Origin of the sequence: Palleronia sp. THAF1 (genome assembly GCF_009363795.1) — a bacterium.
In the GTDB taxonomy this organism is placed as follows: Bacteria; Pseudomonadota; Alphaproteobacteria; order Rhodobacterales; family Rhodobacteraceae; genus Palleronia.
Genome location: NZ_CP045420.1, coordinates 784,682 through 805,815 on the forward strand (window position 1 = coordinate 784,682; position 21,134 = coordinate 805,815).

A 21,134-nucleotide genomic window follows, 5' to 3' on the forward strand; every position below is an offset into this window, starting at 1 on the left:
TGGTTTATCCTTCGAGTCCCAGGGCGCTGTTCACCAGCGCCGCTTGTGTGGCTTTGTGCTGCGAGGCAAGGCCGGTGGCCGGAGAGGCCATTGCGATGCGACCGGCGTATTCGGGGCGGGTGTGCTTGGCCTTGATGCGGCCCAGCACCCATTCGATGTTCGGCTCTACGAAGGTCCAGGCGCCCTGGTTCTTCGGCTCTTCCTGACACCAGACCATCTTCGCGCCCTTGAAGCGCTCCAGCTCTTTGACAAGGCTGTGGGCCGGGAACGGGTAGAACTGCTCCAGCCGCAGGATGTAGGTGTTCGTCAGCCCTTCGGCGTCGCGCTTCTCCAGAAGGTCGTAATAGACCTTGCCCGAACACATCACGACGCGTTCGATCTGGTCGTCCGGTGCCAGTTCCAGCGTCGAGTTGCCCTGCTGGGCATCGTCCCACAGCACGCGGTGGAAGGACGATCCGGTCTGGAACTCTTCCGCGCGGCTGACGGCCATCTTGTGACGCAGTAGCGATTTCGGCGTCATCAGGATCAGCGGCTTGCGGAAACTGCGGTGCAGCTGGCGACGCAGGATGTGGAAGTAGTTGGCAGGCGTCGTGCAGTTGGCGACGATCCAGTTGTCCTGACCGCTCATCTGCAGGAAGCGTTCCAGACGGGCGGACGAGTGCTCTGGCCCTTGTCCTTCGTATCCGTGGGGCAGCAGGCAGACGAGACCGGACATGCGCAGCCACTTGGCCTCGCCGGAACTGATGAACTGGTCGAACATGATCTGCGCGCCGTTGGCAAAGTCGCCGAACTGCGCTTCCCACAGGGTCAGCGCGTTGGGTTCGGCCAGCGTGTAGCCGTATTCGAACCCTAGAACCGCATATTCCGACAGCATGGAGTCGATGACTTCATACTGGCTTTGGCCTTCGCGGATGGTGTTCAGCGGGTAGTGACGTTTCTCGGTCTTCTGATCGACCAGCGCGGAATGGCGTTGGCTGAACGTGCCGCGGCCCGAATCCTGACCCGACAGGCGTACCGGGTAGCCTTCGGTCAGCAAGGAGCCGAAAGCCAGAGCCTCGGCCGTGGCCCAGTCGAAGCCCTCGCCAGACTTGAACATCTCTTTCTTGGCTTCCAGCAGGCGACCGACCGTCTTGTGAAGGTTGAAGCCGTCGGGAACGGTCGTCAGCGCGGTGCCGATATCGGCCATGGTCTCTTCAGAGATGGCCGTCTTGCCGCGCTGGTACTTCTGGCCTTCCTTGTCCAGGTGCGACCACCGCCCGTCCAGCCAGTCGGCCTTGTTGGGGCGATACTCTTTGCCGGCCTCGAACTCCTTGGACAAATGATCCTGGAACTGGGATTTCATGTCCTCGATCTCGCCTTCGGGGATCAGCCCGTCTTTGGCGAGACGCTGGGAATAAAGCGTCAGCGTGGTCTGCTGTTTCTTGATCGTCTTGTACATCGCGGGGTTCGTGAACATGGGCTCGTCGCCCTCGTTATGGCCGAACCGGCGGTAGCAGATCATGTCGATGACCACGTCACGGCGGAACTTCTGGCGGTATTCCGTGGCAACCTTGGCGGCGTGCACGACCGCTTCGGGATCATCGGCGTTGACGTGGAAGATCGGCGCTTCGACCATCAGCGCGATGTCAGTGGGGTAGGGCGATGTGCGGCTGAAGGCGGGCGAAGTGGTAAAGCCGATCTGGTTGTTCACGACGATGTGGATCGTGCCGCCGGTGCGGTGGCCACGAATGCCCGACAGCTGCAGGCACTCGGCCACGACGCCCTGGCCTGCGAAGGCCGCGTCGCCGTGCAGCAGGATCGGCAGAACGCTGGTGCGATCCTTGTCGCCGTGCTGGTCCTGCTTGGCCCGCGCCTTGCCCAGAACAACGGGGTTCACCGCCTCCAGGTGTGACGGGTTCGCGGTCAGCGACAGGTGAACGGTGTTGTCATCGAACGAACGGTCCGAGGACGCGCCAAGGTGATACTTCACGTCGCCAGAGCCTTCGACGTCATCGGGCTTGAAGCTGCCGCCCTGAAACTCGTTGAAGATCGCCCGGTACGGCTTGCCCATCACGTTGGCCAAAACGGACAGACGGCCCCGGTGGGGCATGCCGATGACGATATCCTTCACACCCAGCGCGCCGCCGCGCTTGATGATCTGCTCCATCGCAGGGATCAGCGCCTCGCCGCCGTCCAGCCCGAACCGCTTGGTGCCCATGTACTTGACGTGAAGGAACTTTTCGAAGCCTTCGGCTTCGACCAGCTTGTTCAGGATGGCGCGGCGGCCTTCCTTGGTGAAAGAGACTTCCTTGCCGTAGCCCTCGATCCGCTCTTTCAGCCAGCCGGCCTGCTCGGGATCAGAGATGTGCATGTACTGCAGCGCGAAGGTGCCACAGTAGGTGCGCTTCACGATGTCCAGGATCTGGCGCAGCGTGGCGACTTCAAGGCCCAGCACCTTGTCGATGAAAATTTTGCGGTCCAGATCGGCCTCGGTGAAGCCGTAAGACTTGTAGTCGAGCTCTGCGTGGTAGTCCTTTTCCCGCAGGCCCAGCGGGTCGAGATCGGCGATCAGGTGGCCGCGGATGCGGTAGGCGCGGATCAGCATCAGCGCGCGCACGGCGTCCAGAACGGCATTCCGGACCTGCGTTTCGCTGACCGCCGCTCCGGTGGACTTCGCCTTCTCCGCGATCTTCTCGGCGATCTGCTTGCCGTCGGCGCCAGCTTCGGGCGCGCTGGGCCATTGGCCGTCGAGCGCATGCGTTAGCTCGTCAGCGGGCTGCGGCGGCCAATCCGGGCGCGCCCAGCTGGGGCCTGCGGCCTCTGCCATGGCGGCGTCTCCGGCCACGTCCATTTCGTCGAAGAAGGCGCGCCATTCGGCGTCGACCGATCCCGGATCCTCGGCGTAGCGCGCCTGCAGGTGCTCCAGATACTCGGCGTTGTGGCCCTGCATGAAAGAGGACGCAGCGAAGCCGTCGTTGCCAGATTGGTCAGTCATCGTGTCACCTCATGCGGGTTGGGTGCGTATGTGTTGCCGCAAGCCTGTTCGGACAATGGGCGGAAATCAAGAATGGTGGGCCTGCTCATGCCTTGCCCTCCGGCACTGGGCCGTAGGCGTTTGCGGAAGGCTCGGTCGGGCGGGCGAGCCACCAGATCACGATCAGCGGAGAGACGAAGAAGATGATCAGCGCGACTCCGATCACCAAGGCCGATCCGCCCGCGATCAAAGCGCCGAAGTCGCCGGCGAGCAGCGGGGAGAAGCCGCCCAGAAGTCCGGCGAATGTGACGATCCCGACCATGACGATCATCGGATACAGAAGGAATAGGCCAGAGCGTCCGGTGTCATGCATGCGACGCCAACCTGCAGAGAGCGACGGGATCAGTACGATCAGGCCGAACAGCGATCCGATGGGGCCGTTGTTGCTGGCGACGACTGTGCCTTCGCCGGTCGCGACGACGTCGATCCCGAAGAGTGCCTGATCGATCAGCCCGGCGGCGAAACTGCCCAGGATGATGAACAGGATGAAATACCAATATTCCCTGCGCCGGGCGCGGCCCGAAAAGATGAGGTACTTCGAAAAGCACGTCCGGACGGCGGATGCGAAGGTCATCGGCACTGGCCGCGCCAAATGCGGCACGCCCGAAGCGCTGGGCGTTCGGGCTGCGGAAACTGGTTCGATTTTATCGAGCAGCGCATGGTCTGCGTCCGTAAGTCAAGGAAGGGGGCGCCCGATCGGGCACCCCCGGTTGGTATCAGCCAATGGCCTTCAAGACGGCTTCGCCCAGACCAGCGGGGCTGTCAGCGACCACGATGCCGGCTTCCTGCATCGCGGCGATCTTGCTGTCGGCGTCGCCTTTGCCACCGGCGACGATGGCGCCAGCGTGGCCCATGCGGCGGCCCGGAGGGGCGGTGCGACCGGCAATGAAGCCTGCGGTCGGCTTCCAGCGGCCCTTTTTCTTCTCGTCGGCGAGGAACTGAGCGGCTTCTTCTTCGGCCGATCCGCCGATTTCGCCGATCATGATGATGCTGTGCGTTTCATCGTCGGCCAGGAACCATTCCAGGACGTCGATATGCTCGGTGCCCTTGATCGGATCACCGCCGATACCGACGCATGTGGATTGGCCAAGGCCCACGTCGGTGGTCTGCTTGACGGCCTCATACGTCAGGGTGCCCGAACGAGACACAACGCCGACCGATCCACGCTTGTGGATGTGGCCGGGCATGATGCCGATCTTGCAGGCGTCGGGCGTGATGACACCGGGGCAGTTCGGCCCGATGAGAACGGTCTTCGATCCATTCAGTGCGCGCTTGACCTTCATCATGTCCAGCACCGGGATGCCTTCGGTGATGCAGCAGACCAGCGGGATCTCTGCGTCAATGGCTTCAAGGATCGAGTCGGCGGCGAAGGGGGGCGGCACGTAGATCACGGACGCATTCGCGCCGGTCTTGGCGACGGCTTCGTGGCAGCTGTCAAACACCGGCAGATCAAGGTGCTGTTGCCCGCCTTTGCCCGGCGTCACGCCACCCACCATCTTGGTGCCGTAGGCAATCGCCTGTTCGGAGTGGAACGTGCCTTGGCTTCCGGTAAAGCCCTGGCAGATCACCTTGGTGTTTTCGTCAACGAGAATGGCCATGTGTGGCTCCTGTAGTCGTGTCTTGCGCGGGTCAGAAAAGCTGTTCGCTTTCGTCCGCGGCCATGTCGAGAAGGCGGACGAGCACTAGGCCCGCGCCCATCATCAAAAGGGTGCGCCCGACCGAACCGGTCAGGTTCGACGGCAGCACCTTGGCGATGCCGTCGCGGGTGATGCGCGCCGCCCGTCGTGCTCCGCTGTCACGGTGCGCGACGTCGGGCTTGTCGGGCAGCGACAGCGCGTCGGGTTCGACCCGGCGCAGCAGCAGACCCGCACCGATCAGCGCGGCACCGATCAACATCGGAGAGGTCTCGGGTGCGATGCGCATCAGCCTTTGACCGCTTTCACGATCTTCTCGGCTGCGTCGCCCAGATCGTCGGCGGCAATCACGTCAAGGCCGGAGTTCTCGATGATCTCCTTGCCCTTTCCGACGTTCGTGCCTTCCAGTCGGACAACCAACGGCACCTGCAGGCCGACTTCCTTCACGGCGGCAACGATGCCTTCCGCGATCACGTCGCAGCGCATGATGCCACCGAAGATGTTGACCAGGATACCTTTGACGTTCTGATCGCTCGTGATGATCTTGAACGCTTCGGTCACCTTTTCTTTCGTGGCGCCACCACCGACGTCCAAGAAGTTCGCAGGCTCGGAGCCCTTGAGCTTGATGATGTCCATCGTCGCCATGGCAAGGCCCGCGCCGTTAACCATGCAGCCGATTTCGCCGTCGAGCGCGATGTAGTTCAGGTCATACTTGCTGGCCTGAAGCTCTTTGGGGTCTTCTTCCGTTTCATCGCGCAGGGACGCGATGTCTTCATGGCGATACATGGCGTTGCCGTCGAAGCCGACCTTGGCGTCCAGCACCTTCAGGTTGCCTTCGGGCGTAACGATCAGCGGATTGATTTCCAGCTGTTCCATGTCCTTCTCGACGAAGGCTTGGTAGAAGATGCCCATCAGCTTGACGCACTGCTTGACCTGCTGGCCTTCAAGACCCAGCGCGAAGGCGACGCGGCGGCCATGGTAGGCCTGATAGCCGGTGGCAGGATCAACGTCGAAGGACATGATCTTGTCGGGCGTGTTCGCCGCGACCTCTTCGATGTCCATGCCGCCTTCGGTCGAGCAAACGAAGCTAATGCGGCTGGTCTGGCGGTCTACCAGAAGGGCCAGGTACAGCTCACGCGCGATGTCCGAACCGTCTTCGATGTAAATGCGGTTGACCTGCTTGCCCGAGGGGCCAGTCTGGTGCGTGACCAGCGTGCGGCCCAGCATCTTCTTGGCCTCGTCAGCGGCCTCTGCCACCGATTTGGCCAGACGAACCCCGCCCTTTTCGCCGGCGTCGGCTTCTTTGAAGCTGCCCTTGCCGCGACCGCCTGCGTGGATCTGAGCCTTCACGACCCACAGGGGGCCGTCCAACTCTCCGGCGGCTGCCTTGGCGTTTTCCGCCTTGGTGACGATACGACCGTCGCTGACCGGCGCACCGTAATCGCGCAGCAAAGCCTTGGCCTGGTATTCGTGGATATTCATCTGGGACTCCGACTGGCTCCGTTCACGACTGACGTGCCAGTTAGCTGCACCATCGGCAATGAAAAGGACGTTAAGATCGGCGGATGGGCGCTAACAAACGCATTTTGTGATCACACGCTGCGCGGCAGTGATCACAAAGGGGTGCCGTCCTTCAGGTGGATACGGATCTTTCGGCGCAGCTGCCGCAATTTCCAGTTGTCCACTTTCTCGCGATGGGCATCCAAAGCCTTCATGGCCAATGCGCCGTGCCCGCGTCGTGTCGCATCTTCGAGCATCGTCACGACCCATGGGATAGAGGCATGGCGCGCGCGCATCAGTTGGCTGAAACGCGCGGTGTCCAGCGATCCGTTCAAACCGGCTAGCGCCACTGGCTTCAGTACGTCCATCCGGTGCAGGGCGGGGGGCACCTTGTGGGTCAGGTAGGCTTGCGGCAGCAGACGCACGTTCGGCCCGGTCAGACGCGCGGCATGGGCGGCGTCCTCTGGAACGGTCGGGTCGTAGACGACCTGCACAACACTGGCCTCGGCGATCCCCTCCGCCGCATCTCGGTATGGGCCGGACCAGTCGGTGAAGCGACGCACGAAGCTGTAGCGGCCTTCGAAAGGGACCAGGTCATCGGCCAGAGAGGTCTGCGGCGCGAAGGCGAAGACCGTTGCCCCCGGGATCAACCGCGCGAAGGTCAGTGCGCCGAAGCCGCCCATGGACGCGCCATATAGACTGGTGGCGGGATATTGGGCGAACAGCCCATCGTTCGCGACCCGCTCCATTTCGGTGAAGAGGCTTGCGTCGCGGTACCAGTCCTTGCGCTTGGCCAGAACACCCAGAGCGCCCCATCCCTGCGCCCGGATCAGGGGCTCGCCGAAGATGCGGCGGGGGATCACGTCGACCGTGGCGAGGTTGTCGAACCCGATGACCAGTCGCTCCCTGCCGGGTAGATAGGCGAGCACATGATGCTCGGTCTCGCGCCAGAAGCCACCGCTGGCGTCGACGTCTTCGCGCAGCCGCTCGAACCCGGTGTCGTAGATGGGCACGTTCAGTCCGTCGGGCATCTGCGCTTTCCTTGCAAGTGCCCGGTTTCTAGCGCACCCGGCGCGTATCCGTCCATGCGTTTGCGCGCAACGGTTCAGGCGTCGCGCAAACTGACGACTGGAACGTCAACGGTGGAAGAACCGTCCACGGATCAGTGATGTCCTTGCGTGCAGAAACCCAAGAAGCCCGCGCTCGAACAGCGGCCTGACCCCGCGCGGGGTGCCGCCGAGCGTGCGGTCGGCGGCGATCAGGCGAGTCAGCTGGGCAGCGCCAGCGGGTCCCAGCAAATCGCGCGCGCTGGCCACCGGAGCCTTGTTCTTTCGAAAGCTGGCATGAAGGCGCGGCGAATGCAGGATGCGCGGAGCGGTGGTGTGGTCGGACATGACGTTCAGCGAGCGCAGTCCCATGAGGTTGTATTCTTCTGGGAGTGTGGCAATGCGCAGGTCGGAGTCGAACAGCAACCGGCGGAGCATTGGCTGGTCGCGATTGAAATCGTCGGCGCGCAAAATCGCTACGACGTGATTCCAAAACGCGACCGTTGGATCCGAGCGTAGCGTGACGATAACGCCGCTGTTGTATTGCGGGAAAGCGGCGGGCAGAGGCGCACGCCACGTTTCGGTCGCGTGCTCGGTATTGCGATAAGGATCGTGCGCCATGGCGACGTCGAACCGATCCAGAACATCAAATGCATCCGTGGGATCAGCAACGACCAGCGTGTCTGCATCCAGATAAAGCGTACGTTCGAACCGGCTGTCGCGCAGGGCCGCGAACTTCGGACGGAAGAAGTCGTCGGGCAGGGTTTGGACGCGGTCGAAGGCGTCTTCGCTAGCGTTCGGCGTGTCGGTAAAGATATCGATGAGAAGATCGGGGCAAACCGCGCGAAGGGACCGGGCGGACTGTGCCGCAAGGGCTGTATAGTCCGGCCCGGTCGTCGCGTAGATGGCGCCCCGATCCAAAGGGATTAGCTCAAAGAACTGTCGATGCCCTTGCAGGCGGTGACGAGGCCCTTGACGGCCTCGACCGAGCTGTCGAACATGGCCTGTTCGTCCTTGGTCATCTTGATTTCGACGACCTTCTCGATGCCGTTCGCTCCAATGATGGTGGGCACTCCGACGTAGAAGCCATCAAGGCCGAACTGACCGTCGCACCAAGCGGCGCAGGGCAGCAGGCGGCGCTGGTCCTTGAGGTACGATTCGGCCATCTCGATAGCGCTGGTCGCGGGGGCGTAGAAGGCCGATCCGGTTTTCAGCAGACCGACGATCTCTGCGCCGCCGTCACGCGTGCGCTGCACGATGGCGTCCAGCTTTTCCTGCGTGGTCCATCCCATCTTCACCAGATCGGGCAGCGGAATGCCGGCGACGGTGGAGTAGCGGGTCAAAGGAACCATGGTGTCGCCGTGACCGCCCAAGACGAAGGCGGTGACATCCTTCATGGACACGTCGAATTCAAGGCTCAGGAAGTGGCGGAAGCGGGCGCTGTCCAGCACACCGGCCATGCCGCAGACCTTGTTGTGGGGCAGGCCCGAAAATTCACGCAGGGCCCAGACCATCGCGTCGAGCGGGTTGGTGATGCAGATGACGAACGCGTCGGGAGCGTGGGCGGCGATGCCCTCACCGACGGATTTCATGACCTTCAGGTTGATGCCCAGCAGGTCATCGCGGCTCATGCCCGGCTTGCGCGGCACACCTGCGGTGACGATGCACACATCGGCGCCCGCGATGTCGGCGTAGTCCTGCGTGCCGGACAAGCGCGCATCGAACTTCTCGGACGGGCCGGATTCGGCGATATCGAGCGCCTTGCCTTCGGGCGTGCCCTCGGAAATGTCGAACAGGACGACATCGCCCAATTCCTTAAGGGCAGCGAGATGGGCGAGCGTTCCGCCGATCTGGCCTGCGCCGATAAGCGCGATCTTGGGTCTGGCCATGGAAATCTCCATTGGTTGCTTGGTCGCGCGGAGGGTTACGCGGGCCTCACCGCAGAGGCAAGGTCCGGATACAAAAGCGGCCGCCCCCGCTGAAGGGGGCGGCCGGAGCCGGACAAGAACGCGTCCGACACTGGATACATTCGAACGCCAATCAGTTGTTGTTGGTCTCGGCGTCGATTTCCTCACCGGCGTTTTCGGCAGCATCGCCAGCTTCTTCAGCCGCGTTGTCCATGGCTTCGCCGGTCTCTTCGGCTGCGTTCTCCATGGAATTGCCAGCATCTTCAGCGGCATTTTCGGTCGCCTGAGCCGCATCATCAGCGGCTTCGCCGGTTTCTTCGGCAGCGTTGTCCATCGCGTCGCCGGTCTCTTCAGCGGCGTTCTCCATCTCGGCGCCGGCTTCCGCAGCGGCAGCCTCGGCTTCGTTCACCACAGTGCTGTCGAATTCAGGAGCGTTTTCGATCTGCTCCTGCGTGGCGTTGATGACGAGGAAGTAGTCAGTAGCGTCGTCACCGTCCTGCACGATTTCGATCTGATCCATGTTCACCAGAACGTCACGCTCGCCGATGCCCAGAAAGCCGCCTACGCCGAGGATCGCGTAGTCGATCTGGCCGTCCTGTGCGCCCATCAGCAGGTCGTTCACTTCGCCAAGATCGTTCCACTCCTGATTCACGCCACCGGAGTCGCCCATCATGATCTCACCTTCGGTGGAGTAGATGCGCTTGCCAATGAAGTCGGATGCGAAGATTTCCAGAGCTTCCTGGTCTTCGTAGGTGCCGAACGGACCTGAATCGCCGCTCATCTGGCTATCCGAAGACATCTCTGTGTCAGACGACATTTCGGTATCCGAAGACATCTCGGTGTCGGACATCTGTCCGTCGCTGCCTTCGCTCGTGTGCGACTCGGCGAAAGCCACGCCGGAAAGCAGCATGGTTGCGATTGCGGTGGTGGAAAGAATATTCTTCATAACTCACTCCTAGACATTTTTGCGCGTCTCTCGCGCTCTGCCTGCACAATCGCCAGCCCGCTCAGTTGTTCCTGTCTCCTGCGCGAAATTTCGGCAAATAATGATCGGAACCTTTCGGAGAGCCGCCTTGGACCCCTTTTCCGTCCAGATCTACGCCGCAGCCATTCCTGCGGTTCTTGTCGCGGGTATATCGAAGGGAGGTTTCGGGTCGGGGGCCGCTTTCGCAGGTGCGGTGATCCTGGCGCTGGCCGTAGAGCCGCCGGTGGCCCTGGCCGTCATGTTGCCGCTGTTGATGGTCATGGATGTGACGGCGCTGCCCGCCTATTGGCGCAGATGGGATCCGGTGGCGGCAGTGGCGCTGTGCGCGGGGGCGGTGCCGGGTGTCATCGTGGCCGGGCTGGTGTTCCGCAGCGCCGATCCTGACACGCTGCGCATCCTGATCGGCGCGGTGGCGCTGGGGTTCGTGGCGTTTCAACTGGCGCGGCAGTCTGGGGTGCTGGACGTGTCCGGGCTGCCAGCGGGACGCGCGGCGGGCTGGTTCTGGGGTTGCGTGGCGGGGTTCACCAGCTTCGTCAGCCACGCAGGCGGGCCGCCCGCCGCCGTCTATCTGCTGTCGCGCGGCCTGACGAAAGAGACCTATCAGGCGACGACGGTCGTGGTCTTCTGGATCATCAACATGATGAAGATCGGCCCCTACGCATGGCTCGGGGCCTTTTCAGCCCAGACACTGTGGTTGGACCTGACGCTGATCCCGGTCGCTGTGGCCGGGATCGGCCTGGGTGTCTGGTTGCACCGGCGCGTGGCGTCGGAGTGGTATTTCCGTGTGACCTACGCGCTTTTGGTCGTGACGGGCACGAAACTGATCTGGGATGGGCTGGCCTAGGCCGGATCGCCCGTCAGGGCCGGCTCATCCACCGTCTCAAAATGCTCACCAGAGGCGACAAGGCAGCTGATGCCGTCGGGCCGGGTCATCACGACGGTCCAGCTTCCGCCTTCCGATGCGAAGGTTTCCACCACGAACCCATTGCCTGCCAAGCCGATGCTGCGCCGGCTTTCACCGTATTTCTTCGCAAGGTGGGCCAGCACCACGTCGCGCGGGGCGCAGCGTGCGCCTTCGGCTTTCACGGGCAGGGTCGCAAGGGCGAGGGCGATGGAAAAGACGAGCAGCGCGAGTGTTACCATATTGCGGATCATCGGCGTGGCCTCCTGGGGCATGGATCGGATCATGCTCCAAGATCGGCTAAGATAGCGTTAATCACGTAAAGCCGCCGCGCGGTGGGCCGCCGTCTGCCGCAACGCGGCGAAAACGGGCTTGCGGGATCGTGCCGGGACGTGGCACTCCACGACACATTATTACCCACTCATGCGGAGGCGCGCATGCGACCCTGGCGATCGGTTCTCTATATTCCCGGCTCTAAGGAGCGTGCGCTCGACAAGGCGCGCGGACTCGACGTCGATGCGATCATCTTCGATCTGGAGGATGCGGTCGCCGTGGCCGAGAAGGACGCCGCGCGCGAAACCCTGTCGGCGGCGCTGCGCGGTGGGGGCTACGGCAGTCGCGCGCGCATCGTGCGGATCAACGGCTTCGATACGCCGTGGGGCGCCGACGATCTGGATGCGGTGGCAGAGCTGGAGCCTGACGCGATCTTGCTGCCCAAGGTGAACAGCGCGGACGACATTCGCGCGCTGGACGGCAAGCTTCGGGGCGATACGCGCATCTGGGCGATGATGGAAACGACGCACGGCGTCTTCAATGCCGCCGAGATCGCCTTGGCTCCGAAGATGCAGGGCTTCGTTCTGGGCACCAACGATCTGGCCGCCGAGATCGGCTGCGAAACGGGCGGTGATCGATTGCCCCTGATGATGGCGATGCAGACCTGTCTGGCCGCCGCGCGCATGGGCGGAATCGCCTGTGTCGACGGCGTGTTCAACGCTTTCAAGGATGAAGGCGGTTTGCGTGCCGAATGCGAGCAGGGCCGCAGCTTGGGCATGGACGGCAAGACGCTGATCCACCCGGCGCAGGTCGCGATCTGCAACGAAGTCTTCACACCTTCGCCGGACAAGGTCGAGTTGGCGCGCCGCCAGATCGCAGCGTTCGAGGAGGCAGAGGCCAAGGGGCAGGGGGTTGCCGTTGTGGATGGCAAGATCGTCGAGAACCTGCACGTGGCAACAGCGCGCAAGACATTGGCGAAAGCGGGGGTGAACGCATGATCGTTCTAATCCTCGGCGTCGCCCTTTGGGTCGGCGCGCATCTGTTCAAACGCCTGGCCCCCGATGCGCGGGCGCGTCTGGGCAAACCGGGCAAGGGCGCGCTGGCCTTGGCGATCGTCGTTTCAATCGTTCTGATGGTCATCGGCTACCGCATGGCCGACGGCGCGGTGTTCTGGGGCCGCAGCCCCGCGATGGTGGGCATCAACAACCTGCTGATGGTCGTGGCCTTCTACATCTACGCGTCGGGCATGGCGAAGTCGCGGCGCAACTGGGTGGGGCATAAACTGCGCCACCCGCAGTTGATCGGCTTCAGCCTGTGGGCGTTCGCGCATCTGCTGGTGAACGGCGATGTGCCGTCTTTCATCCTGTTCGGCGGCCTACTGATCTGGGCGCTGGCGGAAATGACGCTGATCAATCGCGCGCAGCCCGACTGGACGCCGGTGCCTTACGGCGGGAAGAAGAAAGAGATCTCGGTCGCGGTTATTACGGTGGTGATCGTCGTGATCGTGATGCTGATCCACAATTGGCTGGGCGTGCAGCCCTGGGGGTGATGGGATGATCTACAGATTATTGACCGGCGATGATACGTCGGCCTTTTGCCATAAGGTGTCCGACGCTCTGGCGAAGGGGTGGGAGCTTTATGGCGATCCGTCCTACGCCTACGATGCGCAGGCGGGCGTCATGCGCTGCGCGCAGGCCGTGGTGAAGCATGACCACGCGCCCTATGCGCCGGACATGAAGCTGGGCGCGCAATGAGCAAGACGAACGCAGGCTACTTCTTCGAGGATTACCGCGTCGGCCAAGTGATCCGCCATGCCGTCCCCCGCACCGTGGCAGAGGGCGAGCGCGCGCTGTACCACATGCTCTACCCAGCGCGTCACGCGCTCTATTCGTCGGACGTGTTCGCCGCCGATTGCGGTTTGGAGTCCAGTCCGCTGGACGATCTGATCGCCTTTCACATCGTTTTCGGCAAAACGGTGCCGGACGTGTCGCTGAACGCCGTGGCCAACCTTGGCTACGCCGAGGGCCGATGGCTGGCCCCGGTTTGGCCGGGTGATACGTTGCGGTCCGAGTCGGAAGTGATCGGGTTGAAGCAGAACTCCAACGGTAAGTCCGGTGTCGTTTACGTGCGTACGACGGGCCTGAACCAGAATGACGAGCCGGTGCTTAGCTACGTGCGTTGGGTCATGGTGCGCAAACGCGATCTAGATGCGCCCGCGCCCGAAATGGTTGTGCCGGAGCTTGCAAAGACCGTTGCCGCAGGCGATCTGACCGTGCCGGGCGGCCTGGATTTCACCGACTACGACTTCGATCTGGCCGGAGAGCCGCACCGTTTGGGTGACTACAGGGTGGGTGAAGTCATCGACCACGTGGACGGCGTCACCATCGAGGAAGCCGAGCACATGATGGCCACGCGGTTGTGGCAGAACACTGCGAAAGTGCATTTCGACGCGACCCACCGAGAGGATGGCAAGCGCTTGATCTACGGTGGGCACGTGATTTCTATGGCCCGGGCACTGTCATTCAACGGCTTGGCCAATGCACAGATGATCGTGGCGCTGAACGGTGGCGCGCATGCCAATCCGTGCTTCGCGGGCGACACGGTGCGCGCGTGGTCCGAAGTTCTGGATATCGCTGAAACCGATGCCCCCGGCGTCGGCGCGATCCGGCTGCGGCTGGTTGCGACCAAGGGCGCGGGCGAAGGGCTACGGGGCGAGGACGGCAAATATCTGCCACATGTGCTGCTCGACCTAGATTACTGGGCGTTGATGCCGGTGTGATCACTGCGCGGTCAACTGTGATCACAATTGCCATGTTAGCGCCTGCTGCGACACCGCGCGCGGCGTGTTGCCCGTGACACGCGCTCAAAAACCTTTAACTAGATTTCAACAGAACCCCGCCACAGACGGGGCCAGCCGACAGAAAGAGGGATCGCCGCCATGGCAGACGTGAACCGGGGCAACCGCCCACTTAGCCCGCACATCGGTATCTACCGTCCGCAATTGAACTCGATCACGTCGATCATGACGCGGATCACGGGCAATGCGCTGATCGTAGGCTCGCTGCTGATCACGTGGTGGCTGGTCGCCGCCGCCGCAGGTCCGGACGCTTTCGCGACCGCCGACGCGGTGTTGACCAGCTGGTTTGGCGATCTGATCATGTTCGGCTCGCTCTGGGCGCTGTGGTACCACCTGCTGGCCGGTCTGCGGCATCTTTACTGGGACACGGGACGCGGCTTCAATCTGGACCAAGTAGCCATTCTGGGCTGGGGCGTCATCGGCGGCTCTGTCGTGCTGACCATCCTGACCGTGCTGATCGTCTGAAGGAGCGCATAGATGTCTTATACTACCGCAAGAAAGCGCGCCGTCGGACTGGGATCGGCGAAATCCGGGACCGAGCATTACTGGAAGACGATCCAGTCCTCTGTCGGTCTGTTGATCCTTGTTCCGCTGTTCATCTTTACCTTCGGCTCGATCCTTGGATCGTCGTATGAAGAGGTCATCGCCTACTATTCGCGCCCGTTCCCCGCCATCGTCGCCGCTTTGACGATCGCCGTGGGCTGGCTTCACTTCAAGAACGGCGCGCAGGTGCTGCTGGAAGACTACTTCCGCGGCATGACCTACAAGGTATCGCTGATCGTCGTTAACTGCATTTCCTACGCCGCCTTGGTCGCCGGGCTCTACGCCCTCGTCCGGCTGGCGCTGTAAGGGGGACACCAAGATGGCTGCCTACGAATACAAGACACATAACTACGACGCGATCGTCATCGGTGCGGGCGGGTCCGGCCTGCGGGCGACGCTGGGACTGGCCGAGCAAGGTCTGCGTACCGCTTGCGTGACCAAGGTGTTCCCGACCCGCTCGCACACTGTTGCGGCGCAGGGTGGCATTGCAGCCAGCCTTGGCAACATGGGCCCGGACCACTGGCAATGGCACATGTACGACACCATCAAGGGGTCGGACTGGCTGGGCGACATGGACGCGATGGAATACCTCGCGCAGGAAGCCCCCAAGGCCGTGTATGAGCTGGAGCACTATGGCGTGCCGTTCAGCCGCACCGAAGAGGGCAAGATCTACCAGCGCCCCTTTGGCGGCCACACGACGGAATTCGGCGAAGGCCCCCCGGTGCAGCGCACCTGCGCCGCCGCCGACCGCACGGGCCACGCGATCCTGCACACGCTGTACGGTCAGTCGCTGAAGCAAAAGGCCGAGTTCTTCATCGAATACTTCGCCATCGACCTTCTGATGAGCGACGACGGCGTCTGTCAGGGCGTGCTGGCCTGGTGCCTCGAAGACGGCTCCATGCATGTGTTCAACGCCAAGCAGACGGTGCTGGCGACAGGCGGCTACGGTCGCGCCTACTTCAGTGCCACCAGCGCCCACACCTGCACCGGCGACGGCGGCGGCATGGTCGCGCGCGCCGGTCTGCCCTTGCAGGACATGGAGTTCGTGCAGTTCCACCCGACCGGCATCTACGGCGCGGGCTGCCTGATCACCGAAGGCGCGCGGGGCGAGGGCGGTTACCTTACGAACTCTGAAGGCGAGCGGTTCATGGAGCGCTACGCGCCCACCTACAAGGACTTGGCCTCGCGTGATGTGGTCAGCCGCTGCATGACGATGGAAATCCGCGAAGGTCGCGGTGTCGGCAAGGACAGCGATCACATCCACCTGCACCTGAACCACCTGCCGCCCGAAGCGCTGGCAGAACGGCTGCCGGGGATTTCCGAGTCCGCCAAGATCTTCGCCGGCGTCGACGTCACGAAAGAGCCGATCCCGGTGCTGCCGACGGTCCATTATAACATGGGCGGCATTCCGACGAACTACTGGGGCGAGGTCCTGTCTCCCACCGAATCCGACCCAGACCGCGTTGTGCCCGGCCTGATGGCCGTGGGAGAGGCTGGCTGCGCTTCGGTCCATGGCGCCAATCGCCTTGGCTCCAACTCGCTGATCGACCTTGTGGTTTTCGGTCGCGCTGCTGCCATCAAGGCAGGCGAAGTCGTGGACCGTGGCGCATCGCCCGCGCCGGTGAACACCGCGCAGGTCGAAAAGGCACTGGATCGCTTCGACGGCCTGCGTCACGCCAAGGGCGAAACCCCGACCGCTGAGCTGCGTGCTCAAATGCAAAAGGCGATGCAGGACGACGCTGCCGTCTTCCGCACAGACGAGACGCTCGCGCAGGGTGTCGAGAAGATGTACGATGTCGCCGGCAAGATGGACGATATCCAAGTCACGGATCGTTCGCTGATCTGGAACACCGACCTGATGGAGACGCTGGAGCTGACGAACCTGATGCCCAACGCTCTGGCCACCATCGTGTCTGCCGAAGCGCGCAAGGAAAGCCGTGGGGCCCATGCCCACGAGGACTATCCCGACCGCGACGACGAGAACTGGCGCGTTCACACCCTGGCGCGGGTTAACGGCAAGGTCGAGCTCGACTATCGCCCCGTCCACGTGAACCCGCTGTTGGGCCACAACGAAGGCGGTATCGACCTGGACAAGATCAAGCCGAAGGCGCGCGTGTATTAACTGGCGGTCGCACGATCTGCGGCGCTAAGGGAAAGGAACGATCCGATGGTCCGACTGTCCACGATCTGTACGATTGCCACGCTGGCTGTGGCGCCGCTTGCGGCATCCGCTGGTGGCTATTCCGGCGCTCCGACCTGCGACGAACTTGCCGCTGCGGGTCAACTGCATGCAGGCGTGAGGTGCACGCGTGGCACCGGGGTCTATCAGGTCGAGGCGGCGCAGCCCGGCACGGTCGTGGACGGTGTGATGGTTCAGCGACAGGGCTTTTTCTACACCCTGTTGCGCCACGTCCCGGCGACAGAGGTCGTGCGCGGCCGTCGCTGCCCTTATCCCCATCGCGCCTCTGACTCGGTGTTCTCTGGTGGTGCCGGTTACGTGATCAAGGATACCGTGAGGGCGCGCATCGGATGCGTCTATTGATGTTTGCAGTCTCGATGGCCGCGGCTTCGGTCGCGGGGTGCGCCCGGCAATCCATGTCGCCTGAGCGGGCTGCGCTGATCTGTGCGGATCGTGCGAACCTTGCGGACCGTCCGCGCGGTCGCGTGGGGATCGGTGCGGGAAGCGGTGGCATATCCACGAATGTGGGTCTGACCGTCACGTCCGATTTCCTGCTGCGCCGTGATCCGCAGGACGTGTATGACGCGTGCTTCATCGAAAAGACTGGCTTTCCGCCGATGGCTGCACGATGAAGGCGTTGGCGATCCTTCCGGTCTTGGCCCTGTCAGCCTGCGTGGTGCCCACGACGCAAGACATTACGCGCAACGCGGCGAAGTCCACGGTGAACCGCGTCGTCGTCAGCCGTTTTCCCGGTCTGCCGGTCGAGCCGTCGATTAACTGCATCGTCGACAATGCGACGCAGGGAGAGATTCTGGGCCTTGCGTCCGACTCGGTCACTGGCCCGACAGAGGCCACGATCCAGACCGTTTTTTCCATCATCCGACGCCCGGCTACGGTGCAATGCCTTGCCACCAGAGGCGTCCCCGCCCTTTTGAACTAGTCCGAACCGGAGAGACCCATGGTCGAACTCACGCTTCCCAAGAACTCGAAGATGCGCACTGGCAAGACCTGGCCTAAGCCCGACGGTGCGACGAATCTCAAGCAATTCGATATTTACCGCTGGAACCCAGACGACGGTGAGAACCCGCGCGTCGACACGTATTTCGTCGATCTCGATGGATGCGGCCCGATGATGTTGGACGCCCTGATCAAGATCAAGAACGAGATCGATCCCACGCTGTCGTTCCGACGCTCTTGCCGCGAGGGCATTTGCGGGTCCTGTGCGATGAACATCGACGGCGTGAATACGCTGGCCTGTATCTACGGCATCGACGAGGTGTCGGGCGTGGTGAAGGTCTATCCGCTGCCGCACATGCCGGTGGTGAAGGACCTGATTCCCGACCTGTCGCATTTCTACGCCCAGCACGAATCGGTCATGCCGTGGTTGGAGACGAAATCGAATGTTCCCTCGGACGAGTGGAAGCAATCGGTGGACGATCGCAAAAAGCTCGACGGTCTGTATGAATGCGTGATGTGCGCGTGCTGTTCGACGTCTTGCCCCAGCTATTGGTGGAACGGCGACAAGTATCTTGGACCGGCGGCTTTGCTGCACGCCTATCGCTGGATCGTGGACAGCCGTGACGAGGCAACCGGAGAGCGGTTGGATGATCTGGAAGATCCGTTCAAGCTGTATCGCTGTCACACGATCATGAATTGCGCGCGGACCTGCCCGAAGGGCCTCAATCCCGCGAAGGCGATCATGGAAATCAAGAAGCTGATGATCGAACGCGCCGTCTAACGTATCAATTTGTCTCAATAAAAAACGCCGCGCTCCCTAGAGGAACGCGGCGTTTTTTGTTGGAAAGACATATCAGATTTCGAAGTCGGATGCGTCCTTGCCGTTGGCGATCGCTTCCTTGAACCACGCGGGCTGACGACCGCGGCCCGACCATGTCTGGCGCGGGTCTTCGGGATTGCGATACTTGGCTGGGTTCTTTTTGCCGGACTTCTTCTGCGTTGCGGTCAATTCATCCAGGCTGAACCCCAATTCGCGAGCCGCTTTTTCGGCGGCGGCACGCGCCTCTGCTCGGCGGCGGTCATCAAGGCTGGCGATCGCGCGGTCGACATCCGCTTTCATCGCCAGCAATTCATCGCGGGACATATCTTCTAGGTTCTTGGCCATTCCATACCTACGTTTGAACTATAGGCGCGCAATTGATGCCAAGTTTGGAAAGATTGCAATAGCTGATCGCAATCTTGATTTTTGAGGCAGCGATTACCTGCCCAAATAGACAGGTTATTGAGCCGCTACGGATTGAGGATCGGCAAGCGTAACGATATCCGCCATGATCCGGTTCATCTCGAAATCCTTTGGCGTATAGATACGTGCCACTCCTTTGCGGCGCAGCAATTCGGCATCTTCTTCCGGGATAATGCCACCGACCAGAACCGGAATGTCCATGCCCTCGGCCCGCAATCGGTCCATCAAATCGCTGACCAGTGGGATATGGCTGCCGGACAGGATTGACAGGCCCAGCACATGGGGCTGTTCCGCGCGGGCGCGTTCGACGATCTCTGCGGGGGTCAGGCGAATGCCTTCATAGCTGATCGCCATGCCGCAATCGCGGGCACGGGCGGCGATCTGTTCGGCGCCGTTGGAATGGCCGTCCAGACCGGGTTTGCCGACCATGAAGGACAGCCGCCGCCCCAGCTTGGAAGAGACCGCGTCAACCTTCTCACGCAAGTCATCCAAATCCTGAGTCCGGTTCGACATGGCGGACGCCACGCCAGTCGGTCCTCGAAATTGTCCGAAAGCTTGGCGCAACACGTCGCCCCATTCGCCCGTTGTGACGCCTGCCTTCGCAGCCTCGATCGATGGCGGCATTATGTTGGTGCCGTCCTTCGCGGCCCGGCGCAGGGATGCCAGCGCCGCCTCCACGCGGGCGTCGTCACGCTTGGTTTTCCATTTCGACAGGCGCGCCAGCTGATCCGCCTCTGCCTTGGGATCGGCGACCATGATCGCTTCTGGTCCACTGGTCAGGGGCGAAGGCTCTCCGCTTTCGTAGCGGTTCACGCCGATCACCGTAGTGGTGCCGCCTTCGATTCCACTGATCCGGTCGGCGTTGGCTTCGACCAGCCGGGATTTCATGTACTCGATGGCATTCACCGCACCGCCCATGGCGTCGATCTGCGCCAATTCAGCCAGCGCACCTTCTTTCAAATCGGCCACCTTTCGTTCGATGGCGGGGTTGCCGTCGAAGAGGTCGTCATATTCCAGAAGGTCCGTCTCGAACGCGAGGATCTGTTGCATCCGCAGAGACCATTGCTGATCCCAGGGGCGGGGCAGTCCCAAAGCTTCATTCCAAGCGGGCAATTGCACGGCACGGGCGCGCGCGTTCTTCGATAGGGTGACGGCCAGCATCTCTATCAGGATGCGGTAGACGTTATTCTCTGGTTGCTGCTCGGTCAGGCCAAGGCTGTTCACCTGCACGCCATACCGGAAGCGACGGTAGCGCGCGTCTTCGACTCCGTAGCGGTCGCGGCAGATATCGTCCCACAGGTCGACGAAGGCGCGCATCTTGCACAGTTCTGTCACGAAGCGGATGCCCGCGTTCACGAAGAAGCTGATGCGGCCGACCATTTCGGGGAAATCTTCTGGTGCCACCTTGTCCTTCAAGTCATCGAGCACGGCGGTGGCGGTGGCCAAGGCGTAGGCCAGTTCCTGCTGCGGCGTCGCGCCGGCTTCTTGCAGGTGGTAGGAACACACGTTCATCGGGTTCCATTTGGGCAGATGCTGCCGGGTGTAGGCAGCCACGTCTGTGATCATGCGCAGGCTTGGCGCGGGCGGGCAGATGTAGGTGCCGCGCGACAGGTATTCCTTGATAATGTCGTTCTGCACGGTGCCCTGCAGCGCCGAGATATCCGCGCCCTGTTCCTCTGCTACCGCGATGTAGAGCGACAGCAGCCACGGCGCCGTGGCGTTGATCGTCATCGAGGTGTTCATCTGGTCCAGCGGAATGTCTACGAAAAGCGCGCGCATGTCGCCCAGATGCGCGACCGGCACGCCGACCTTGCCGACCTCGCCCTTCGCCAATTCGTGGTCACTGTCGTAGCCGGTCTGAGTGGGCAGATCGAAGGCGACGGACAGGCCGGTCTGCCCCTTGGCCAGATTGCCGCGATATAGCGCATTGGACGCTGCGGCGGTGGAGTGGCCGGCGTAGGTGCGAAAGAGCCAGGGCTTGTCTCTTTGGGGCGTGTCGGTCATTGCGGGACTTTCCAAAACTTCGCTTTACGCTGGTCTATACGCAACAATCTTGCGTGTCCAGATGCTGCATGTGCGAAAGGGCGGCAAGGCTC

Annotated in this window: 24 protein-coding genes; 12 read left to right on the forward strand and 12 right to left on the reverse strand. The window is 62.4% G+C overall.

The genetic code is table 11. The features are described 5' to 3' along the window. Nucleotides 1–4 precede the first annotated feature (4 nt). The 9 genes from FIU81_RS03945 to FIU81_RS03985 all read right to left on the reverse strand — a co-directional run bounded on the left by FIU81_RS03945 (nt 5) and on the right by FIU81_RS03985 (nt 10,046). On the reverse strand, nt 5–2,974 hold the full coding sequence (locus FIU81_RS03945) for a 2-oxoglutarate dehydrogenase E1 component (protein ID WP_124111983.1): 2,970 nt from the start codon (nt 2,972–2,974) through the stop codon (nt 5–7). An 85-nt stretch (nt 2,975–3,059) separates the two neighbouring features. Continuing rightward, nucleotides 3,060–3,587 carry a DUF805 domain-containing protein gene (locus FIU81_RS03950; protein WP_124111984.1) on the reverse strand — a complete coding sequence of 176 codons (528 nt, stop codon included), beginning with the start codon at nt 3,585–3,587 and terminating at the stop codon, nt 3,060–3,062. 142 nt (nt 3,588–3,729) lie between these two features. Beyond that, nucleotides 3,730–4,611, reverse strand: a complete 882-nt coding sequence (gene sucD / locus FIU81_RS03955) for a succinate--CoA ligase subunit alpha (RefSeq protein WP_124111985.1) — start codon at nt 4,609–4,611, stop codon at nt 3,730–3,732. A 31-nt stretch (nt 4,612–4,642) separates the two neighbouring features. Further along, complete coding sequence (locus FIU81_RS03960) at nt 4,643–4,936, reverse strand: hypothetical protein (protein WP_124111986.1); 294 nt, start codon at nt 4,934–4,936, stop codon at nt 4,643–4,645. Further along, nucleotides 4,936–6,129, reverse strand: coding sequence for an ADP-forming succinate--CoA ligase subunit beta (gene sucC / locus FIU81_RS03965; protein ID WP_124111987.1), 1,194 nt, complete (start codon nt 6,127–6,129; stop codon nt 4,936–4,938). Before sucC ends, FIU81_RS03960 begins: the two co-directional genes overlap by 1 nt. A gap of 131 nt (nt 6,130–6,260) precedes the next feature. Then, on the reverse strand, nt 6,261–7,178 hold the full coding sequence (locus FIU81_RS03970; protein ID WP_124111988.1) for a hypothetical protein: 918 nt from the start codon (nt 7,176–7,178) through the stop codon (nt 6,261–6,263). 105 nt (nt 7,179–7,283) lie between these two features. Next, nucleotides 7,284–8,114 carry a putative nucleotide-diphospho-sugar transferase gene (locus tag FIU81_RS03975; RefSeq protein WP_172971390.1) on the reverse strand — a complete coding sequence of 277 codons (831 nt, stop codon included), beginning with the start codon at nt 8,112–8,114 and terminating at the stop codon, nt 7,284–7,286. A gap of 5 nt (nt 8,115–8,119) precedes the next feature. Then, nucleotides 8,120–9,082 carry a malate dehydrogenase gene (mdh, locus tag FIU81_RS03980; RefSeq protein ID WP_124111990.1) on the reverse strand — a complete coding sequence of 321 codons (963 nt, stop codon included), beginning with the start codon at nt 9,080–9,082 and terminating at the stop codon, nt 8,120–8,122. Nucleotides 9,083–9,233: 151 nt separating this feature from the next. Beyond that, nucleotides 9,234–10,046, reverse strand: coding sequence for a PRC-barrel domain-containing protein (locus FIU81_RS03985; RefSeq protein WP_124111991.1), 813 nt, complete (start codon nt 10,044–10,046; stop codon nt 9,234–9,236). Nucleotides 10,047–10,173: 127 nt separating this feature from the next. On the opposite strand from FIU81_RS03985, the gene FIU81_RS03990 reads away from it, so the two are divergent. After that, the gene (locus FIU81_RS03990; RefSeq protein WP_254695987.1) at nt 10,174–10,929 is read left to right on the forward strand and encodes a sulfite exporter TauE/SafE family protein; all 756 of its coding nucleotides are present in this window, start codon (nt 10,174–10,176) and stop codon (nt 10,927–10,929) included. On the opposite strand, the gene FIU81_RS03995 is transcribed toward FIU81_RS03990, so the two are convergent. Continuing rightward, nucleotides 10,926–11,240 (reverse strand): hypothetical protein, encoded by a 315-nt coding sequence (locus FIU81_RS03995; RefSeq protein WP_124111993.1) that lies wholly within the window; start codon nt 11,238–11,240, stop codon nt 10,926–10,928. The two genes, FIU81_RS03990 and FIU81_RS03995, sit on opposite strands and share 4 nt — an antisense overlap. Nucleotides 11,241–11,423: 183 nt before the next feature. On the opposite strand from FIU81_RS03995, the gene FIU81_RS04000 reads away from it, so the two are divergent. The 11 genes from FIU81_RS04000 (at nt 11,424) to FIU81_RS04050 (ending at nt 18,576) form a co-directional block, all read left to right on the forward strand. Beyond that, nucleotides 11,424–12,257 (forward strand): HpcH/HpaI aldolase/citrate lyase family protein, encoded by an 834-nt coding sequence (locus FIU81_RS04000; RefSeq protein ID WP_124111994.1) that lies wholly within the window; start codon nt 11,424–11,426, stop codon nt 12,255–12,257. Further along, on the forward strand, nt 12,254–12,808 hold the full coding sequence (locus tag FIU81_RS04005) for an NnrU family protein (protein ID WP_124111995.1): 555 nt from the start codon (nt 12,254–12,256) through the stop codon (nt 12,806–12,808). Before FIU81_RS04000 ends, FIU81_RS04005 begins: the two co-directional genes overlap by 4 nt. Before the next feature lie 4 nt (nt 12,809–12,812). After that, entirely contained in the window at nt 12,813–13,013 is a 201-nt protein-coding gene (locus FIU81_RS04010) for a DUF1737 domain-containing protein (RefSeq protein ID WP_124111996.1), read from the forward strand. Beyond that, a complete protein-coding gene (locus tag FIU81_RS04015) occupies nt 13,010–14,038 on the forward strand; it encodes a MaoC family dehydratase (RefSeq protein WP_124111997.1) in 1,029 nt (342 codons plus the stop codon). The genes FIU81_RS04010 and FIU81_RS04015 overlap by 4 nt, the downstream gene beginning before the upstream one ends. A gap of 159 nt (nt 14,039–14,197) precedes the next feature. Further along, nucleotides 14,198–14,581, forward strand: a complete 384-nt coding sequence (sdhC, locus tag FIU81_RS04020; RefSeq protein WP_124111998.1) for a succinate dehydrogenase, cytochrome b556 subunit — start codon at nt 14,198–14,200, stop codon at nt 14,579–14,581. Nucleotides 14,582–14,593: 12 nt separating this feature from the next. Next, entirely contained in the window at nt 14,594–14,965 is a 372-nt protein-coding gene (locus tag FIU81_RS04025) for a succinate dehydrogenase, hydrophobic membrane anchor protein (RefSeq protein ID WP_124111999.1), read from the forward strand. Nucleotides 14,966–14,978: 13 nt separating this feature from the next. After that, on the forward strand, nt 14,979–16,781 hold the full coding sequence (gene sdhA, locus FIU81_RS04030; RefSeq protein WP_124112000.1) for a succinate dehydrogenase flavoprotein subunit: 1,803 nt from the start codon (nt 14,979–14,981) through the stop codon (nt 16,779–16,781). A gap of 45 nt (nt 16,782–16,826) precedes the next feature. Beyond that, the gene (locus tag FIU81_RS04035; protein WP_124112001.1) at nt 16,827–17,201 is read left to right on the forward strand and encodes a hypothetical protein; all 375 of its coding nucleotides are present in this window, start codon (nt 16,827–16,829) and stop codon (nt 17,199–17,201) included. Next, entirely contained in the window at nt 17,189–17,470 is a 282-nt protein-coding gene (locus FIU81_RS04040; RefSeq protein ID WP_254695988.1) for a hypothetical protein, read from the forward strand. Before FIU81_RS04035 ends, FIU81_RS04040 begins: the two co-directional genes overlap by 13 nt. After that, the gene (locus FIU81_RS04045) at nt 17,425–17,778 is read left to right on the forward strand and encodes a hypothetical protein (protein ID WP_254695989.1); all 354 of its coding nucleotides are present in this window, start codon (nt 17,425–17,427) and stop codon (nt 17,776–17,778) included. The genes FIU81_RS04040 and FIU81_RS04045 overlap by 46 nt, the downstream gene beginning before the upstream one ends. Nucleotides 17,779–17,796: 18 nt before the next feature. Continuing rightward, nucleotides 17,797–18,576 (forward strand): succinate dehydrogenase iron-sulfur subunit, encoded by a 780-nt coding sequence (locus FIU81_RS04050; RefSeq protein WP_124112002.1) that lies wholly within the window; start codon nt 17,797–17,799, stop codon nt 18,574–18,576. 72 nt (nt 18,577–18,648) lie between these two features. Here the strand turns inward: FIU81_RS04050 and FIU81_RS04055 are convergent, their stop codons facing one another. Continuing rightward, a complete protein-coding gene (locus tag FIU81_RS04055; protein WP_124112003.1) occupies nt 18,649–18,960 on the reverse strand; it encodes an H-NS family nucleoid-associated regulatory protein in 312 nt (103 codons plus the stop codon). 114 nt (nt 18,961–19,074) lie between these two features. Next, the gene (locus FIU81_RS04060; RefSeq protein ID WP_124112004.1) at nt 19,075–21,042 is read right to left on the reverse strand and encodes a methylmalonyl-CoA mutase family protein; all 1,968 of its coding nucleotides are present in this window, start codon (nt 21,040–21,042) and stop codon (nt 19,075–19,077) included. Nucleotides 21,043–21,134: the final 92 nt, after the last annotated feature.

What these genes read in the sequence shown, in the direction of transcription:
- FIU81_RS04055 (WP_124112003.1), bottom strand. Translation starts at nt 18,960, where the DNA reads ATGGCCAAGAACCTAGAAGATATGTCCCGCGATGAATTGCTGGCGATG.
- FIU81_RS04005 (WP_124111995.1), top strand. Translation starts at nt 12,254, where the DNA reads ATGATCGTTCTAATCCTCGGCGTCGCCCTTTGGGTCGGCGCGCATCTG.
- sdhC (WP_124111998.1), top strand. Translation starts at nt 14,198, where the DNA reads ATGGCAGACGTGAACCGGGGCAACCGCCCACTTAGCCCGCACATCGGT.
- FIU81_RS04035 (WP_124112001.1), top strand. Translation starts at nt 16,827, where the DNA reads ATGGTCCGACTGTCCACGATCTGTACGATTGCCACGCTGGCTGTGGCG.
- FIU81_RS03945 (WP_124111983.1), bottom strand. Translation starts at nt 2,974, where the DNA reads ATGACTGACCAATCTGGCAACGACGGCTTCGCTGCGTCCTCTTTCATG.
- sucD (WP_124111985.1), bottom strand. Translation starts at nt 4,611, where the DNA reads ATGGCCATTCTCGTTGACGAAAACACCAAGGTGATCTGCCAGGGCTTT.
- FIU81_RS04015 (WP_124111997.1), top strand. Translation starts at nt 13,010, where the DNA reads ATGAGCAAGACGAACGCAGGCTACTTCTTCGAGGATTACCGCGTCGGC.
- sucC (WP_124111987.1), bottom strand. Translation starts at nt 6,129, where the DNA reads ATGAATATCCACGAATACCAGGCCAAGGCTTTGCTGCGCGATTACGGT.
- FIU81_RS03995 (WP_124111993.1), bottom strand. Translation starts at nt 11,240, where the DNA reads ATGATCCGCAATATGGTAACACTCGCGCTGCTCGTCTTTTCCATCGCC.
- FIU81_RS03960 (WP_124111986.1), bottom strand. Translation starts at nt 4,936, where the DNA reads ATGCGCATCGCACCCGAGACCTCTCCGATGTTGATCGGTGCCGCGCTG.
- FIU81_RS04000 (WP_124111994.1), top strand. Translation starts at nt 11,424, where the DNA reads ATGCGACCCTGGCGATCGGTTCTCTATATTCCCGGCTCTAAGGAGCGT.
- FIU81_RS03950 (WP_124111984.1), bottom strand. Translation starts at nt 3,587, where the DNA reads ATGACCTTCGCATCCGCCGTCCGGACGTGCTTTTCGAAGTACCTCATC.
- mdh (WP_124111990.1), bottom strand. Translation starts at nt 9,082, where the DNA reads ATGGCCAGACCCAAGATCGCGCTTATCGGCGCAGGCCAGATCGGCGGA.
- FIU81_RS03985 (WP_124111991.1), bottom strand. Translation starts at nt 10,046, where the DNA reads ATGAAGAATATTCTTTCCACCACCGCAATCGCAACCATGCTGCTTTCC.
- FIU81_RS04060 (WP_124112004.1), bottom strand. Translation starts at nt 21,042, where the DNA reads ATGACCGACACGCCCCAAAGAGACAAGCCCTGGCTCTTTCGCACCTAC.
- FIU81_RS04040 (WP_254695988.1), top strand. Translation starts at nt 17,189, where the DNA reads ATGCGTCTATTGATGTTTGCAGTCTCGATGGCCGCGGCTTCGGTCGCG.
- FIU81_RS04050 (WP_124112002.1), top strand. Translation starts at nt 17,797, where the DNA reads ATGGTCGAACTCACGCTTCCCAAGAACTCGAAGATGCGCACTGGCAAG.
- sdhA (WP_124112000.1), top strand. Translation starts at nt 14,979, where the DNA reads ATGGCTGCCTACGAATACAAGACACATAACTACGACGCGATCGTCATC.
- FIU81_RS04025 (WP_124111999.1), top strand. Translation starts at nt 14,594, where the DNA reads ATGTCTTATACTACCGCAAGAAAGCGCGCCGTCGGACTGGGATCGGCG.
- FIU81_RS04010 (WP_124111996.1), top strand. Translation starts at nt 12,813, where the DNA reads ATGATCTACAGATTATTGACCGGCGATGATACGTCGGCCTTTTGCCAT.
- FIU81_RS03970 (WP_124111988.1), bottom strand. Translation starts at nt 7,178, where the DNA reads ATGCCCGACGGACTGAACGTGCCCATCTACGACACCGGGTTCGAGCGG.